Source organism: Agrobacterium rosae, assembly GCF_002915175.1.
In the GTDB taxonomy this organism is placed as follows: Bacteria; Pseudomonadota; Alphaproteobacteria; order Rhizobiales; family Rhizobiaceae; genus Agrobacterium; species Agrobacterium rosae.
Map to the genome: position 1 here is coordinate 21,782 of NZ_NXEJ01000015.1, position 13,908 is coordinate 35,689.

General features: G+C 55.6%; 10 protein-coding genes and 1 pseudogene. All 11 read right to left on the reverse strand.

Annotated features, from left to right (window positions below; translation table 11 throughout):
- Positions 1 to 36: 36 nt before the first annotated feature.
- Positions 37 to 1,692: an ABC transporter substrate-binding protein gene (locus CPJ18_RS25930; RefSeq protein ID WP_197710916.1), complete on the reverse strand. Its 1,656-nt coding sequence runs from the start codon at positions 1,690 to 1,692 to the stop codon at positions 37 to 39.
- 373 nt (positions 1,693 to 2,065) lie between these two features.
- Positions 2,066 to 4,405, reverse strand: a complete 2,340-nt coding sequence (locus CPJ18_RS25935) for a molybdopterin guanine dinucleotide-containing S/N-oxide reductase (RefSeq protein ID WP_103660438.1) — start codon at positions 4,403 to 4,405, stop codon at positions 2,066 to 2,068.
- Positions 4,406 to 4,450: 45 nt separating this feature from the next.
- Positions 4,451 to 5,053: a 2-hydroxychromene-2-carboxylate isomerase gene (locus tag CPJ18_RS25940; RefSeq protein WP_103660439.1), complete on the reverse strand. Its 603-nt coding sequence runs from the start codon at positions 5,051 to 5,053 to the stop codon at positions 4,451 to 4,453.
- Positions 5,053 to 5,634, reverse strand: coding sequence for a TetR/AcrR family transcriptional regulator (locus CPJ18_RS25945; protein WP_103660440.1), 582 nt, complete (start codon positions 5,632 to 5,634; stop codon positions 5,053 to 5,055). The genes CPJ18_RS25940 and CPJ18_RS25945 overlap by 1 nt, the downstream gene beginning before the upstream one ends.
- Before the next feature lie 43 nt (positions 5,635 to 5,677).
- Entirely contained in the window at positions 5,678 to 6,703 is a 1,026-nt protein-coding gene (locus tag CPJ18_RS25950; RefSeq protein ID WP_103660441.1) for a ketopantoate reductase family protein, read from the reverse strand.
- A gap of 252 nt (positions 6,704 to 6,955) precedes the next feature.
- Positions 6,956 to 7,134 (reverse strand): annotated as a pseudogene (locus CPJ18_RS25955) (IS3 family transposase); the annotation flags it as partial.
- A 747-nt stretch (positions 7,135 to 7,881) separates the two neighbouring features.
- The gene (locus CPJ18_RS25960) at positions 7,882 to 8,565 is read right to left on the reverse strand and encodes a hypothetical protein (RefSeq protein WP_146258730.1); all 684 of its coding nucleotides are present in this window, start codon (positions 8,563 to 8,565) and stop codon (positions 7,882 to 7,884) included.
- 219 nt (positions 8,566 to 8,784) lie between these two features.
- Complete coding sequence (locus tag CPJ18_RS25965) at positions 8,785 to 9,831, reverse strand: hypothetical protein (protein ID WP_146258731.1); 1,047 nt, start codon at positions 9,829 to 9,831, stop codon at positions 8,785 to 8,787.
- Positions 9,832 to 10,024: 193 nt separating this feature from the next.
- Positions 10,025 to 11,158: a hypothetical protein gene (locus CPJ18_RS27030; protein WP_197710917.1), complete on the reverse strand. Its 1,134-nt coding sequence runs from the start codon at positions 11,156 to 11,158 to the stop codon at positions 10,025 to 10,027.
- Between the two features lie 17 nt (positions 11,159 to 11,175).
- Complete coding sequence (locus tag CPJ18_RS25975) at positions 11,176 to 12,666, reverse strand: DUF4150 domain-containing protein (protein WP_103660444.1); 1,491 nt, start codon at positions 12,664 to 12,666, stop codon at positions 11,176 to 11,178.
- Positions 12,663 to 13,781 carry a DUF2169 family type VI secretion system accessory protein gene (locus CPJ18_RS25980; protein WP_103660445.1) on the reverse strand — a complete coding sequence of 373 codons (1,119 nt, stop codon included), beginning with the start codon at positions 13,779 to 13,781 and terminating at the stop codon, positions 12,663 to 12,665. The genes CPJ18_RS25975 and CPJ18_RS25980 overlap by 4 nt, the downstream gene beginning before the upstream one ends.
- Positions 13,782 to 13,908 lie beyond the last annotated feature (127 nt).

Sequence of the window (13,908 nt, forward strand, 5' to 3'; positions counted from 1 at the left end):
GCCGTCACCTCCTTGAGTTTATTCATGAGTTGCGTCTCACTCGGCAATGTAAGCCGTGTAGTAGCTGGCATAGGCTACGCCGTTATAGACTTCGCCCTTGAGGTTTGGAGACTGCACATAGATACGCTGGACGATCTGTGTGCGCGGAATGAAATAACCCTGCTCCAGAACATATTTCTGCAAATTCTCGAGCAGGGGCTTGCGCTCCTCCACGGAGCCGGCACCGGCAATCTTGTCGCGCAAATCGTTCAGGGTTGCGTCACGCTCATCCAGAGCAAACCAGTTCTCACCATTATTGGCGTTCGTCAGGATGCTTGCGACGGTGCCGGCATCGATGAAACTGCGCGTGACTTCGTAGGTCGGCACTGCTGCACCGCCGAACTTGACCTTTTCGCCAAACGTGACGACGTCGTAAGTGCGAATATTGACCTTCCAGCCAAGTTTTCCGAGCTGTTGTGCAATAAGTTCATCGACGGATTTCGACGTGGCCAGATAGGGGTTGGAATGGATCGTTAACTCCAGCGGCTTGCCGTCTTTGACACGAACGCCATCCGCGCCCTTCACCCATCCTGCTTCATCCAGAAGCTTTTCCGACTTATCCGGGCTGTAAGCCAAGAGGTCACTGTGGTCTGTCGCGCCAGGCACGTTGCTCTGGATGAAGGACTTTGCGAGTTGCCAGTCCGGCGTATAGACGGTGTCGATAATTTCCTGGCGATTTATGCCGGACTGAAGAGCTTGGCGCACCTTCACGTCGTCATAGGGTTGCAGCTTGGTATTGACGGCCCAACCATTGACGAAACCGAGATAACGTGGCGTCACAACGGTAAACCCTTCCTCCTTCAGCGACTTCAACTCCTGGGGAGAGGCATTATAAGCCACATCCGCCTGACCGGACTGGACGGAAGCCACGCGAAGTGACGGCTCCGACACGAGTTTGTAGGTGATGGTATCGAGATAGGCCGGACCCGTGTGGCCAACGGCGGACGGACCCCAATTGTAATCCTTGCGCTTGACCAGGGTGACGTGGTCACCCTCCTTCCAGGATTCAACGACATAGGGGCCACTGCCGGCTGTCTTGCTGAGATCAGCCTGCACGCTTGCGGGCTGGGCAATCGTCTTGGGAGAGATCAGGATTGAGCCATGGTAGCCAAGCGTTGGTATGAAGCCAAGCGTCGGCTTTTTGAAGAACACCTTCACCGTGGTGGCGTCGATGGCCTCGGCGCGGTCATAGGTTTTCGGGAAAAGGCCGATGGGGTTGATGCCCTCGTTTTTTCGGCCCGCATACCAGATGTTCAGATTGGCAACCACGGCCTTTGCATCCAGGGGTTCGCCGTCCGAAAACGTCACGCCGCTCTTCAAATGAAGGGTGAATTCCGTGGCAGCGTCATTTTGCTCCCACTTCTCGGCGATCCACGGGCTGGCTTTACCTTCGGAGTCCACATAGAGGAGCTTGTCTGCGACATGGCCCCAGACGTGTCCTTGAAAACTGGATATGGCGCTGTTGTTGGGGATCCAGGTGTCGCCGAGGGAATCGATCAGGAATGTTATGTCGCCGCCGTCATGCGGGCCGTCTGCCGCCTGAACTGCGAGCGGAGCTGCTGCGGATAGGAAGAGCGCTGCCGAGGCGGCGATAAATGCCGTAAAAAGCAGCTTGCGTCGGGAAAAAGAGCGTTTTGGGAAGAGTCTGACCATGATGCAATCCTGAGTGAAAATAGAAATTCTCGTTATGTTTGGCTTCTTCAGCGCATCGCAGCCACGCGTCGACGATGTCCGCCGCGTTGCGCTGGCGAGCTGTGGAAGCTTTCGAATGTTGGAAAGGGAGCGCCGCTAGGGCTGGTGAAGGTCTATCGGAACTCGCCAGCTCGTGGAGCGCACCCGCTTCTACATAATCCGGTCATGACGCAGTCCCTTGCGTTAGAGCTGTTTATCTTGACCTCTAACCTAGCAGTCGCGCGGCAGAGAGAAAGACTAGTTGTTCTTTTTCTATGGAATTAGGGGATTAATTTATCGCAATTTTCGCCGCTGTTTGGATTGGTGTTTCAGTACTGTCTTGAACTGGCGTCGGCTACGCCATGCAACCTGAACGTCGGGCCACCAGTTCGTCGTCGCGCTCCGCAAATGTCATGGCCTCGAAAATCCTCACCTCGGGAAGATCGTCTGTGTAACGTTCGATCTGAACCCTCGTAATTTGCCCGGTCGAGCCCTGGGCAAGTTTCGAGGTGCCGATGTCATGGGTGAGGATATTGGGATTACCGTGGACACACATGGTCTTCTCCGCTGCCGGATCGCTTGGCTCGAACCATGCGCCCGTCGCAAGCTGCATGACACCAGGCATGACATCCTCGCTAAGCACCGCCCCTGCCAGGCAGCTGCCGCGTCCGTTAAAAAGCCTCACGATGTCGCCAGCGGAAATCCCGCGCTGGGCTGCATCTTGCGGGTTGATACGAACCGGCTCGCGGTTACTGATCTTGGTCGAGCGGCTGAAATCGCCAAAATCGAGCTGGCTGTGCAGCCGTTGATGAGGCTGATTGCAGACGACGTAAAGCGGATGAAGATCGGTCTCACCAGATACCTCACTTCGTACGGGGTACCAGCGTGGATGACCCGCGCAGTCGTCATAGCCGAAGCTTTCGACAGTCTTCGAGAAAATTTCGATCCTGCCGGAAGGCGTTGGCAGTGGCGTTGTCTCAGGATCTAGCCGGAAGGCGTTTGCGGGACCTCCATCCTCGGATTTCGTCGGAAGAACAAGCTCGCCGCGCTGCCAGAACGTTTCAAAGTCCGGCGCGTCCTGCCCCTGGGCTTCCAGTGCAGACCGGGTCGTTTCATAAAGAAAGGCAAGCCATTCCCGGCTGTTACGCCCTTCGGTGAAAGCATCGAAATGGCCGAGTTGCCGCGCAATACTGGCAAATATGTCATAATCGTCACGCGCTTCACCGACGGGCTCTATCAGACGCTTCATCGCGATCATAAGGGAATCACGGTCGGCTGCACCGATGTCGTCGCGCTCCAGGGTGGTCGTGGCGGGTAGCACGATGTCAGCATGTCTGGCTGTCGAGGTCCAGGCGGACTCATGAACGATGATCGTCTCGGGGCGCTTGAACGCAGCTCTGAGCCGATTGATATCCTGATGATGATGGAATGGATTGCCGCCAGCCCAGTAGACGAGGCGGATGTCCGGATAGCGCAGGGCATGTCCGTTGTAATGGAGCTCACCGCCGGGATCGAGCAGCATGTCCGCAATGCGCGCGCAGGGTATGTAGTCCGGCACCGGATTTTTAAACTGGCTAAGCGTGGGCAAGGGGACCGCCAGCAGTTTCTTGCCAATATTGCCAAGCGCGCCGAGAGAGTAGGAGAAGCCGCCCCCATCAAGCCCGATCTGGCCGAGCATGGCTGCAAGCACAATTCCCGTCCAGACCGGCTGCTCGCCATAATCAGCCCGCTGAAGGGAGTGGCTGACAGTGATCAGCGTTCTGTTGCTTGCCATCCTCCGCGCGAGATTACAGATCGTCTCGGGATCGATGCCGCAGATCGTCGCGGCCCATTCCGGGCTTTTGGGCTGACCATCCTCTTCGCCGGAGAGATATTTTTCGAACCTATCATATCCAACTGTGTAGCGCTGCAGAAATGCTTGATCATGCAATCCCTCTGAGACGAGGCATTGGGCGAGCCCAAGCATGAGCGCGACGTCGGTGCCGGGTTTGATCGGTAGCCATTCCGCTTTCAATTCTGTGGGAAAATCATCCCTCAAGGGGCTAACGGATATGAAGTGCGCGCCCCTTTGAGCCGCGCCGCCCAGTTTCTGCCGGACCGTGTGCTGGCTGATACCGCCGCCATGGACATCGGCGTTCTTGATGGCCATTCCGCCGAAGGCCAGGACAAGGCCCGTGCTGCGTTCTATCGCGTCCCAGGTCACGCTTTTTCGGTCAAAGCTGTCGTAGGGTCCAAGGACATGCGGGATGATAACCATCGCCGCCCCGGAACTGTAGGTGTTGACGGAACGCACATAGCCGCCAAGGACGTTCAAAAAGCGATGGATCTGGCTTTGGGCATGGTGAAATCGGCCCGCGCTTGACCAGCCATAGGAACCACCGAAAACAGATGCCGGGCCGTGCGTCTGATAGACCCGGCTGAGTTCAGCGGAGACGATCCTCTCTGCTTCTTCCCATGACACCTCGACGAATTCGTCCGCACCGCGTTTTTGCGCGTGGTCACTATTTCCTTCCAGCCATCCGCGTCTGATGGCTGGGCACCTGATACGCACGGGACTGTCTGCGACAGCAGGGAGATTGCCGAGCAAGGGCGAGGGGTGCGGATCGTTGTCATGCGGCCGGATCTCCAACCGGCCACCGACGACACGCCCGGAGAAAGCGCCCCAGTGAGAACTGTGGGGTTTAAAGGAATTCATTATCACCCTCACAATCGCATATGTTCAGCTCGTCTCGTCTTAGGATCAAGCGGCGAGCTTTTCGCCCTTGAGATGACGCTCGAGGAAAGGAAGGCTATCCTGCCCCCAATAAAGTTCACTCTCGTAGCGATAGGTTGGCACGCCGAACACACCTGCGGCCTTTGCCGCCTCGTAGCCGGCCTTGCGGATCGCCTCCGTGGCTTCACTCTGAGCACGGTCTTCCAATGCAGGGCCATCGAAACCCGCGGCATTTGCAATCTTGCGACGGACTTCCAAGCTGCCAATGTCTTCGCCACGCAACCAGAACGCTTCCTGAAGCGCCAAGGTCAGTTTGAGCCAATCATCGCCAGTCTCGATTGCCGCCACGACCAAAGCCCCTGCCGGTCCCGGATCGGACAAGCTCGCCCGGTTGTCGAAGTTCAGCACCTTGCCACGCAATGCGGCCCAGCGCTTGAGATCTTTGGTCCAATACGCGCGGCGAACCTCCGGGCGGTTGCGTGAATAGATGCCGCCATTTTCCTCGATCAGCGGAATGACATGAGGCCGTATCGTCGCGTCGTACTGGTTCGCCAGGTCGGCAAATGGCTCAAGCCCGATGAACGCCCAGGGCGAACCGATGCTGAAGAAATAATCGATCGTCTTTGTCATTATGCTTGCTTTCGGTTGGGTTGATGGATGGGAGATGCCGCATCGAAAACGAACAGCGCGCAGTCACGCGCAACGAGCACGGCGTTTGGATCCCGTCCGACGGCGACCGTTGCCAGGGCTCCTTCGTAGAGAAGCGAAAGATGGGCGGCGGCTAGATCGTTCGTGTTTGCCGATTTCGCCAGAACCGCGGCAAAAACGTCCCTCACCATGGTCTTGTGAAGGCGGGCCACGGACGAAACTTTTTCGGAATCTCCATGCTCGGCAACCGCCAGAGCAAAGGCGCAACCCCGGAAGTCCGGGCTGTCCGCCTTTTCGTAAAGCCGCTCGAATATTGATCCGATCTGCTTTCTGGGAGATGTGGCGGCGGATAGCACTTCATGCAGCGACTGGATCACGCGCTCGTGGCGCGCCTGCAAATAGGCGGCGACGAGGTGGTCTTTCGATGGGAAGTGCCGATAAAGCGTCGCTTTGGCGACCTTGGCTTCCTCAATGATGCGATCGATGCCGACAGCCCGGATGCCTTCTCGGTAGAAGAGGGTCCCGGCTGCGGAGAGGATATGGTCTGATATGGCTTCTTTCATTGCATCGCTTCAAACTATCTTATCAAAATCTTGGTTGGTCGCGTCATGCCCCGACACTCAGATGAGGTTGGGACGGATCTTCCTCGTCCAGCAGTGAAAAGATCGCCTCCAAGCGGAGCGGTTCTGTAAATGCGCCCTTCTGGGCAAGTACACCGGCGAGCGTTTGAACGGCCTTATTATAGGGCGATGCAATGCCATGAAGACGACCAAGAAGTACGATTTCGCCATTGAGGAAGTCGACTTCGCTGGACGCGCCGCGCGTAAAACTTTGCCAGGTCGATTGCTGACCAGGCACGATGCCGCTGTCGGGTGCGATGCGCCAGTGACTGATGTCTATTGTTCGCTCCGAAGGTGCTGCAAACGAATAGCCTGCGGCGGATAGAACCAACCGAGCTTCTTCCACGATGGCCGTGCTGAGCGTTTCGCGCAACGGCTCCGGGCCGTCAAACAATTCCAGCACGTTGCGGACGTTGTGCAGCAGCTTGGCCGCCTTCCAGCGGCTTATATCGCCAGTCGCCTCTGCGAGATAGCCAGCGCTGGTCAGATCGGCTGCTATCTGCTGGCTGTCTTTATCGTGTCCCTTCGGAAAACGACCCAACGTCACGATTCCCGGCTGCGGCACGCCTCCAACGACAACGGTTCCGGTCTCCGTAAACCTTGCAGGCGTCAATATGCTCGCCCCATAAACATTTGCGAACGTTCTTAGCGCAACAGACTCTGTAGATAGCCCATTTTGGAAGGTTACGATGGGAAGGATTGCCGATGCTGGAGATTTCGATCCTGAGACACTTCTCCAAGACCAGAAGGCAAGTGCGCTTGCGGCGTCCTGCGATTTAACGGTCAGCAGCAGAATGTCATTTGCAGTCAGGTCCTGCGGATCAGAAAGATCGAATGCGTTAAGCGTTATCTGCCGCGTACCCTCCGGCCTTCGGTAGTTTAGGCCATGTTGCGTGATATGAGCGATCTGATCACCCCGCCCGACCAAAACATAGTCGATTCCAGACAGGGCAAATTGAGCTGCCAAGCTCGCGCCAACCGCACCAGCCCCAATGATAACATAACGTGCCATATGTCGTTCTTCGCCTTATTCGGATTGCGCGCGATGTTTGATTCCGCGTTCATTCTTTCACGATAGACATCCAGCAAGGAAGACCGGTCGTTCTATTTATATAAACTTAGTAGAAATTTGTTTCAGTTAAGCCGATTTCCCCGAACTCCGTCACCTCCAATGGTTTCATCATTGGAGTACACGTCCCAACAAGTCAAAGCCGACGCCGCCAGATGAACCGCAGCGGGTTTGCTGGAGACCGTTTGGTTTAAGTCATGCGGCCATGGCTGTTTCGTTCAGTATGGCAAAGTATCGTTCTTCGGCCTTGGCGGGTGGAGTGTTTCCGATGGGCACCAGAAGGGGGCGGTTTTAAACCAGTCGACCCATTCCAGCGTGGCGAACTACACGGCTTCGAAGTTGCGCCATGGTCCCCGTCGATGAGCCAGACCCGCGATGGGAGGTCTGGTTTCGGTGAAAATCGTCAGGCACTCCGCCACCGTCAGGCTGCCTTCGTCATTCAAAACGGCGAGGACTTTCAGTCGATCGCCCAGCGCCAGTTGGACGCTGCCGTAGCGCAAGAGGTCTCGCGCGTACTGAAGCCGCGGACCGTCGTAGATTTCCTCCGGGGAAAGCAACCGATACTGTAGGCCAACCTGGTCGGCCGATTTCTCAATCGAAGGCGCATCGCAGGGCAGTAGTCTGTCCGGCGCATCCATCAGAACCCGGTAGCCGTCGCTGTCGAATACAATAAAGTCAGGAACATGCGCAGTTCTCCAAGCTCCAGTGACAACGACATGCAACGCCATGGAGGGATTAAGATCGAGAATGCAGGCGACATCGCGAGATGGCTGGGATCAGTAGATGGCAGGCCCGTCACATTTGATGGAAGCCGCGGGTGCAAACGACCTGATAGATGCATTGCTACGGCTCGAGCGAAGCGACTTCGCGCGCTGTGCGACACCCTTTTCGAAACCTCATGGAAAACGGTTGATCGTCGCGGCAGGCGGGGATCAACGTATTCGTGTGAGGCGGGACATGTTTTGCATGTGAGAACGATTAGGGAACAAATAATCGGGGGTCAACTGCCTCTTGGAAAATTTAAATGATTTCGATAGCGGCCACCGGCACCTGACTTAGCAGAAGCGTGAACGGACAAATCTGTGGAACTTAGGGATGAAGACCCGCTGAATAAACAATGTTCATTTCGCAAACGGAATCGTTTCGTCCCGTTCGCGAGTGCCTGGTGGAAGGCCTCTCCGGTCGTCGCCAGCCACCATTTCGCGGGTAGAGTAAGTCAAGTTTACCCAAAAACGATCCCACATCGGGGAGCGTACTCCGGCGCGATATCCTGCGTGCTCGCTTAAAGCCTTGTCGCGCCAACGGTCGGCGATCACGGGAGGCATGAGTGCGAAAAACATCGTATCGCCGTCCGTCGCATCGATTGACAGCAGGGCCTTGCCACTGTCGTGGATGGTCTGCTCAAGCTCCTCCGTGGCGAGGGCATATTGTGACCAGACGAGATCATGATAAGCGCTTATCGGTCCCGGAGGTTGTTCTCCAACTATCAGAGGGCCAAAAACGGTATTTGCGAGCGGACCTAACGTGGTCTTGTCTATGACGCCGCCTTCCTGCCAGATCGAGAAAATTTCACTGGTGTACTTATCTTCGACCGAGTGGAGCTTTCCCGCGTTGTCTAGCAGATTGACCGTGGCGAGAAATAACCGATGCCGCGAAGAATAATCCTCCACGCCGTAAAATCCGACGGTCTCCATATCCCCGGGCGGGTTGACCGCCATCTCCCGCACCCGCCTAATGATTTCGGGGTCATCTCCAGAGAAATCGGACGCGAAGGCGATGATATCGGCATAATCCTCTGATGGCATTTGGGCTCCCGCAATTTGCGCTGTGGAAAGGATGCAGAGTAGGGCGGCGATCGTGGAGGTGTACTGCGCTAACATCTTTGGATAGCTAATCACCTTCGCTGAACCCTTTTCGAGGTAAATTGTCTCTGAGGTGGCGCGCCGTTCCTGACACAGTATCGGTCACCGATGCGCAGTGCGGTTCTTCAAAATCTTCGTCTGAGCACATCTACTGGTGCTGGCTCAAAGATCGGGTTTCTGTTTTCGCTCCCACGCATTTCCATCGAAACGAAAAATATCTTTCTGGCCGACCACCCAAAGCGCATCGTTGGAAGCCTCTGAATGAAAAATATAATCGCCGTGCATTTCAGGCATTCTAGGGGTGAAGCGACGGAGGTCGGAAGACGCCTTATCTATTTCGAATAGACCACCTGGGCGAACGCTGGATGGTAGAACGAGGTTTCCACGGTAAGGCCGAACCATATGGAAAAGATTAAGCTGACTTCGAAGACTGACTGGCGTGAAACCGCGAGCGTTGCTTCCATGTAGTAACACACCCTCGCGGCCACATATCCAAACGCTGTCCTCATTCTCGATGTAGATGCCCGTCAACGCAGTTTCTTCGAGATGCACTTTCAATTCGTGCAGGGCTGTACCGTCCCAGAAAAACAATACGGGTTTTGTGCCGTCCACACCGCAGGCATATACCGAATTTGTGTTTTGGCCTGCGACATCATGCAGCGAGATATTTCTCGGTCTTTGGCTTCGAGAATCCATGAGCCATTGGAGAAAGCCGGGATCGGTCGTGGGTGGCGCGGTTCGGCTGATCCTAGCATGCGCCTCAGGATCAAAAAGGATAGTATCCGTCAACAACCGCCAATCTTTGTCACCGCGAACATAAATTTGCCCTCCGTTTCCGGAGGCGAATAGCGTCTCGTTGACCCAAGCTATTGATAGAAGTCTACCGTAACCCTTCGAACCGTCTATCCAGGTCCCTGCGCCAACAATCCGCTCGGCCGTAGCGCCTGTAAAAACGTCTACAACCACTTCACCCTCGGCAGACAACACAATGCAGTCGTCCGGCTTGTTAGAGGGGATGATTTTCTCAACGTGTAAATCCATCTCCCGTGCTTTCCAACGCGCTGCGCCGCCCGCCTCTGAGTAACGCCATACGACGGACTTTGGCTCGTAGACATCTGCATTAGACTTCACCGAAGAAACAACGATCGAATTCCCGCTTAGAACACAGGCTCTGGTAAGCTCAATTCGTTCAACATCAATATCGGTCATTTCTGGCGCCTGCCATTTGAGAGAGTCTGATGGTCCAAGTTTTCTTCCGCATCCCCTCATCTGCCTAATCGGCTCAGTTCTGCGTGGAAACCAACAGCCGGGGGGCCCATTCTTCGTAACGATCTTCGAAACCTCCGTCGTGATCCATAGCGTCGGCGCTCCGATCTGTCGCTTCTCACATCAGAAGCCAGTTCTAGTTCTCCGTCCCCTTGAATTCGCGCTCGAGAAGCTCCTGAGGTACTTCCACTGCCTTCCAATCGTTACCGTCGAACGTTTGGATGCCGTGTTTGGAGTCGAAGTAGTACAGTACGTCGCCCACCGCTTGCACCTTAAGAGGCGTTGGAATGCTCTTGTTAATGTTCGGGTCAAGGACGGGTTTGAGTGGGGTAAGTATGTGTCCGTCGAACCAGTGCAGAGCATAGTCCGAGGCAATGACCATCCGATCACGGAATTTAGTGATCGAACGCAGGTTCTCATCGTTCCCCTTAAATGAAATGTCCTGAAATCCGTCGCGGGCGTTGCCGACGAGAATCACGCCGTTGTTTCCGACTGCCCAAACTCGATCATTGTTCTCGATCAGAATATCCGAAAGAACTGCCGGCTCAGAATAAAATTTCCCCGAACGCGGCGTTGCCACAACGCGCCATTCATTGCCGTCCCAGTGATGGAGGCGACCTTCGTTTACGCGTGTCTGGCCTTCCTTCGTGGACTCCTCTAGGTCAAGCGCCTCTTCGTAGCGTCCTTCTTTAATCAGTTCACTTCGCCGTTTTTCCTCCTCGTCCGTCAGGCCTCTAGTGGAATTTTCCGGAAAGTAGACAACACTCATGTACATATCGGTGTCGGTGGTGCCACGTACCGTGCCGAAAGCTAGGTATTCAAAGCCCTCAGGCGCTGAAGGCAGCTTCTCCCGATGAAACCACTCCGTCTTTTCTCCGACGATACGATAGAGTTGGGAATGATAACCAGTTACCAAGATTACATCATCAACGAGGGTTGCCGAGTTAATGTATCCTAACCCGGTCGCATCCTCGGAATACACACCAGCACCCATAATCTTCATGTGTTGAGAAGTTTTGCCCGGCCAAATCGTATAAACATCCCCTTCGTCACTAACAGCGTAAATAACGGGACGACCTTCGCTATCGAGTTTTCCGGTCAAGCCGTCGATCTTGCGAGGGACGTCCGCCCGTGACCAAGGCTGTTTGAAGTTCCCCTCATATGTCAGGATGTAAGAGTAGGAATCGTCGCTGTCGTTTTCACTAAATACGGCACAGAACGTGTCACTGTCGAATGCAATTGCCGCGTCTAATCGAATTATCTTATCCAATGTGGCCACTCCTCACTTCAGTAACTCCCCGCTTGTAATCTATCTATTACGTCTTGTCCTCCTGGCAACTGCGGAGGCCGAATAGTCGTTCTACCGGGCTGCTTCTCATTTTTTCCCACTTGGGCCATCGCCGCCAGCTTTGCCATTCTCTTGCACTTTTCCGGTAATTCGGGAACGCGATCTATCGCCTTGTTGACCTCTCCTCTAATTTCACCAAGTGGTGCCGTTCCCTGTGGTCTATAGCGTAGGCCGAGCGCTGAGAGTGCGGGATTAAGGGACTTATGGACTGCGTCATCATCGGTTCGGTGCATTCCGGTCGTGAGACAAATTGCCTGTCCTTCGTTGTAAGTCGGAGAATTCTTGATACGCCCAGCTTTGGAATTCTTTTCCGCCTCATTGGAAGGCGCGTTGCCAATGCGATATACCATGTCGGGTATGATGTGGTGGGCTTCACCGGGGCAGACCATTTTAACGTATTTGTAAGGCCCAACGACACATGGCCATTCGTCCTTGTTCGAAGTGTCGATCCGCACTCCCTCTTTCAGAGCGGTCGCCAACCGTCTCGATCGATCAATCTTCAGATGTTGCTCGAGATATTTCCGTTCCTGTTCGATGTAATTTTCGTTAGGACTGCTGAACGGGTCATTGTAGGCATCGTATATATGTGTCGAAATACGCTGCTTCGTTGCGTCGTACAGAGCTTTTTCCTCTGTACCAAGCGGACTTATTCCCTCCAGAGCCCTGCTAGCGGCATTGTCCGCTAAAATTGCTGTGTCCAGATCAGGCGTTCCACCGCTCGTAATGAGCGCCATAGGTGCAGCCACGCTGCCCAAAACCCTGCCGAAAATTCCAAGCCTCTGTAAAATCGTGCTGGTCCCCGACGGCGGCGGCGTCGGAATCTTAGGTAGCGAACTAGGTTTCGCAGGATTATCGCGCATCAGTTCTCTAAGAAGCCGTTGGCCTTCCGGCGAGCTTGTGTCCAACGCGACCTCGATTGGCTTTGGCTGCGCTCTCAAAGACCCTCTTATTGGATCATTCTCTTTCGGGGGATCGAAGGTCTGGGTGCTGCGGACGAAAATCGCCTCGCCCTCGGTGTTCTTGTTGTTCATGTAGAAGCGGTCGAGGTGACGGATGACGTGGGAGCCTTCGGCTCGGACCTGATCGGCGTGACCGATAGGCTCACAGATGTTCTCGACTGTGCCCGACTTTCGGCCTTTCCTAATACCCGGCGCGTCGCCATGCACGTGCGTCGTGCAGGAGCGCATGACCATGGCTTTCTTGCGCGTGAAGCGGACTGACGGTGTGTAGTTCTTGTCATGACCGCAAAAATCTACGACCGGGTACGGAATGGGGACCACTGAGGAGCCGACGGGGGTCAAACATACATCGGGTGCCAGCGATACAATCCGGGCCTCGTCGATGTCACGCAGGCCCTCACGTGGTTTATTCGTTGTCCAAGGGTCAGGATACAGCGGCTCACGGACGTAGTTGTCACGCGGGATGCTCATGCCATCTCTCCCTCATTGACCTTGGCAGTCTCGACTTCCGGCGGTCTGAGCCGAACACGTGTCAAAGTGAGGGTCGTCTCGCCTGCGTCTGGCAATGGAAACCTCGCCCGCCAGGTCAGCAGGACCCGCCCATCGTCGCGCCAGTCGAACTGGACACCATCGAGTTCCAGCACGTGCCAGTCGTCTCGATCCTCGCGAGCGCAATGAACGCCGAGCGTGAGACCGGGCAACCTGCCTCGGGCGACCGAGTGGTGAGGATGCAAGTTTGAGAGCTCATATGCTTCATCACCGCGAAGATACGGAGCCGCGATCAGGTCGGGATGTGCGGATTGCCAGAAGCGGCGATCGAAATCGCGCGGCAAGAAGGGGTGACGTTTTTCCACCCAGTCGTCGTCGTAGGTTCCTGAATACTGTTGCCGCGAACGCCACCACGGCGACATGAGCCCGAGGCCTTGTGGCTCCGGCGTTTGCCGCCAGTCCAGCGGCTCATCGGGTGCGGTGATCTGAGGCGCGGGTACGGGATGGGTGTCGGAAGGCATATCAAGGTTGACGATGCCGCATCCGAGCGGGTTCCTGCGTTCAACGTCAACAGGTGTGTCCGTTGCGATATCGCCCGTGCCCGGAATCGCGCCTCCATAGGCATTGCGCCAGCAGACGCTGACGCTCCTTGCTGGTTCGGGTTCCGTCAGCGTCCAGTCTGCGATAACGCGTTTTGGCTCCTTCGCGGAAAACCCGGCCCACTTCTCCTTGACCACAGGCTCCAAGAAGCGTGGCCCGGAAACGTCGATCTCCTTGAACACCTGTCCCAGTTTCAACGAAGCTCGCCATGACGGCTCAGGCTCTCCCGAGGGAGACCAGGCCTTACCGAGAAACGTGACGTCCGTTCCAGGTTTGTCGGGGGTAAGATCGCTCTGGCGAAGAAGGACGGTTTGATGCGGATCGCCCTCGTAGGCGTCCTCCCACTGGAAGCTTTCCTGCTCCTCGGCGATCTCAAGCATACCGTCCTGAACATGCATGAATGTCGCGCGGACGGAGACGACACAATCCAGTTCGCCCTCGGTGTCGAACTGGCGAAAGGCCATGGCGGGAAACGGAAGTCGATTATCAAGCTCCACGGGCCAGCCCCTTCATCAGTTCAGATCGATGGGTTTGCCGCGAAGCTGGAAATGATCCGTGGCCACGAAATTGAACGTCTTGCCGAGGATGATGACTTCGCCGTTGGACTTCATGATGAACTTGGAA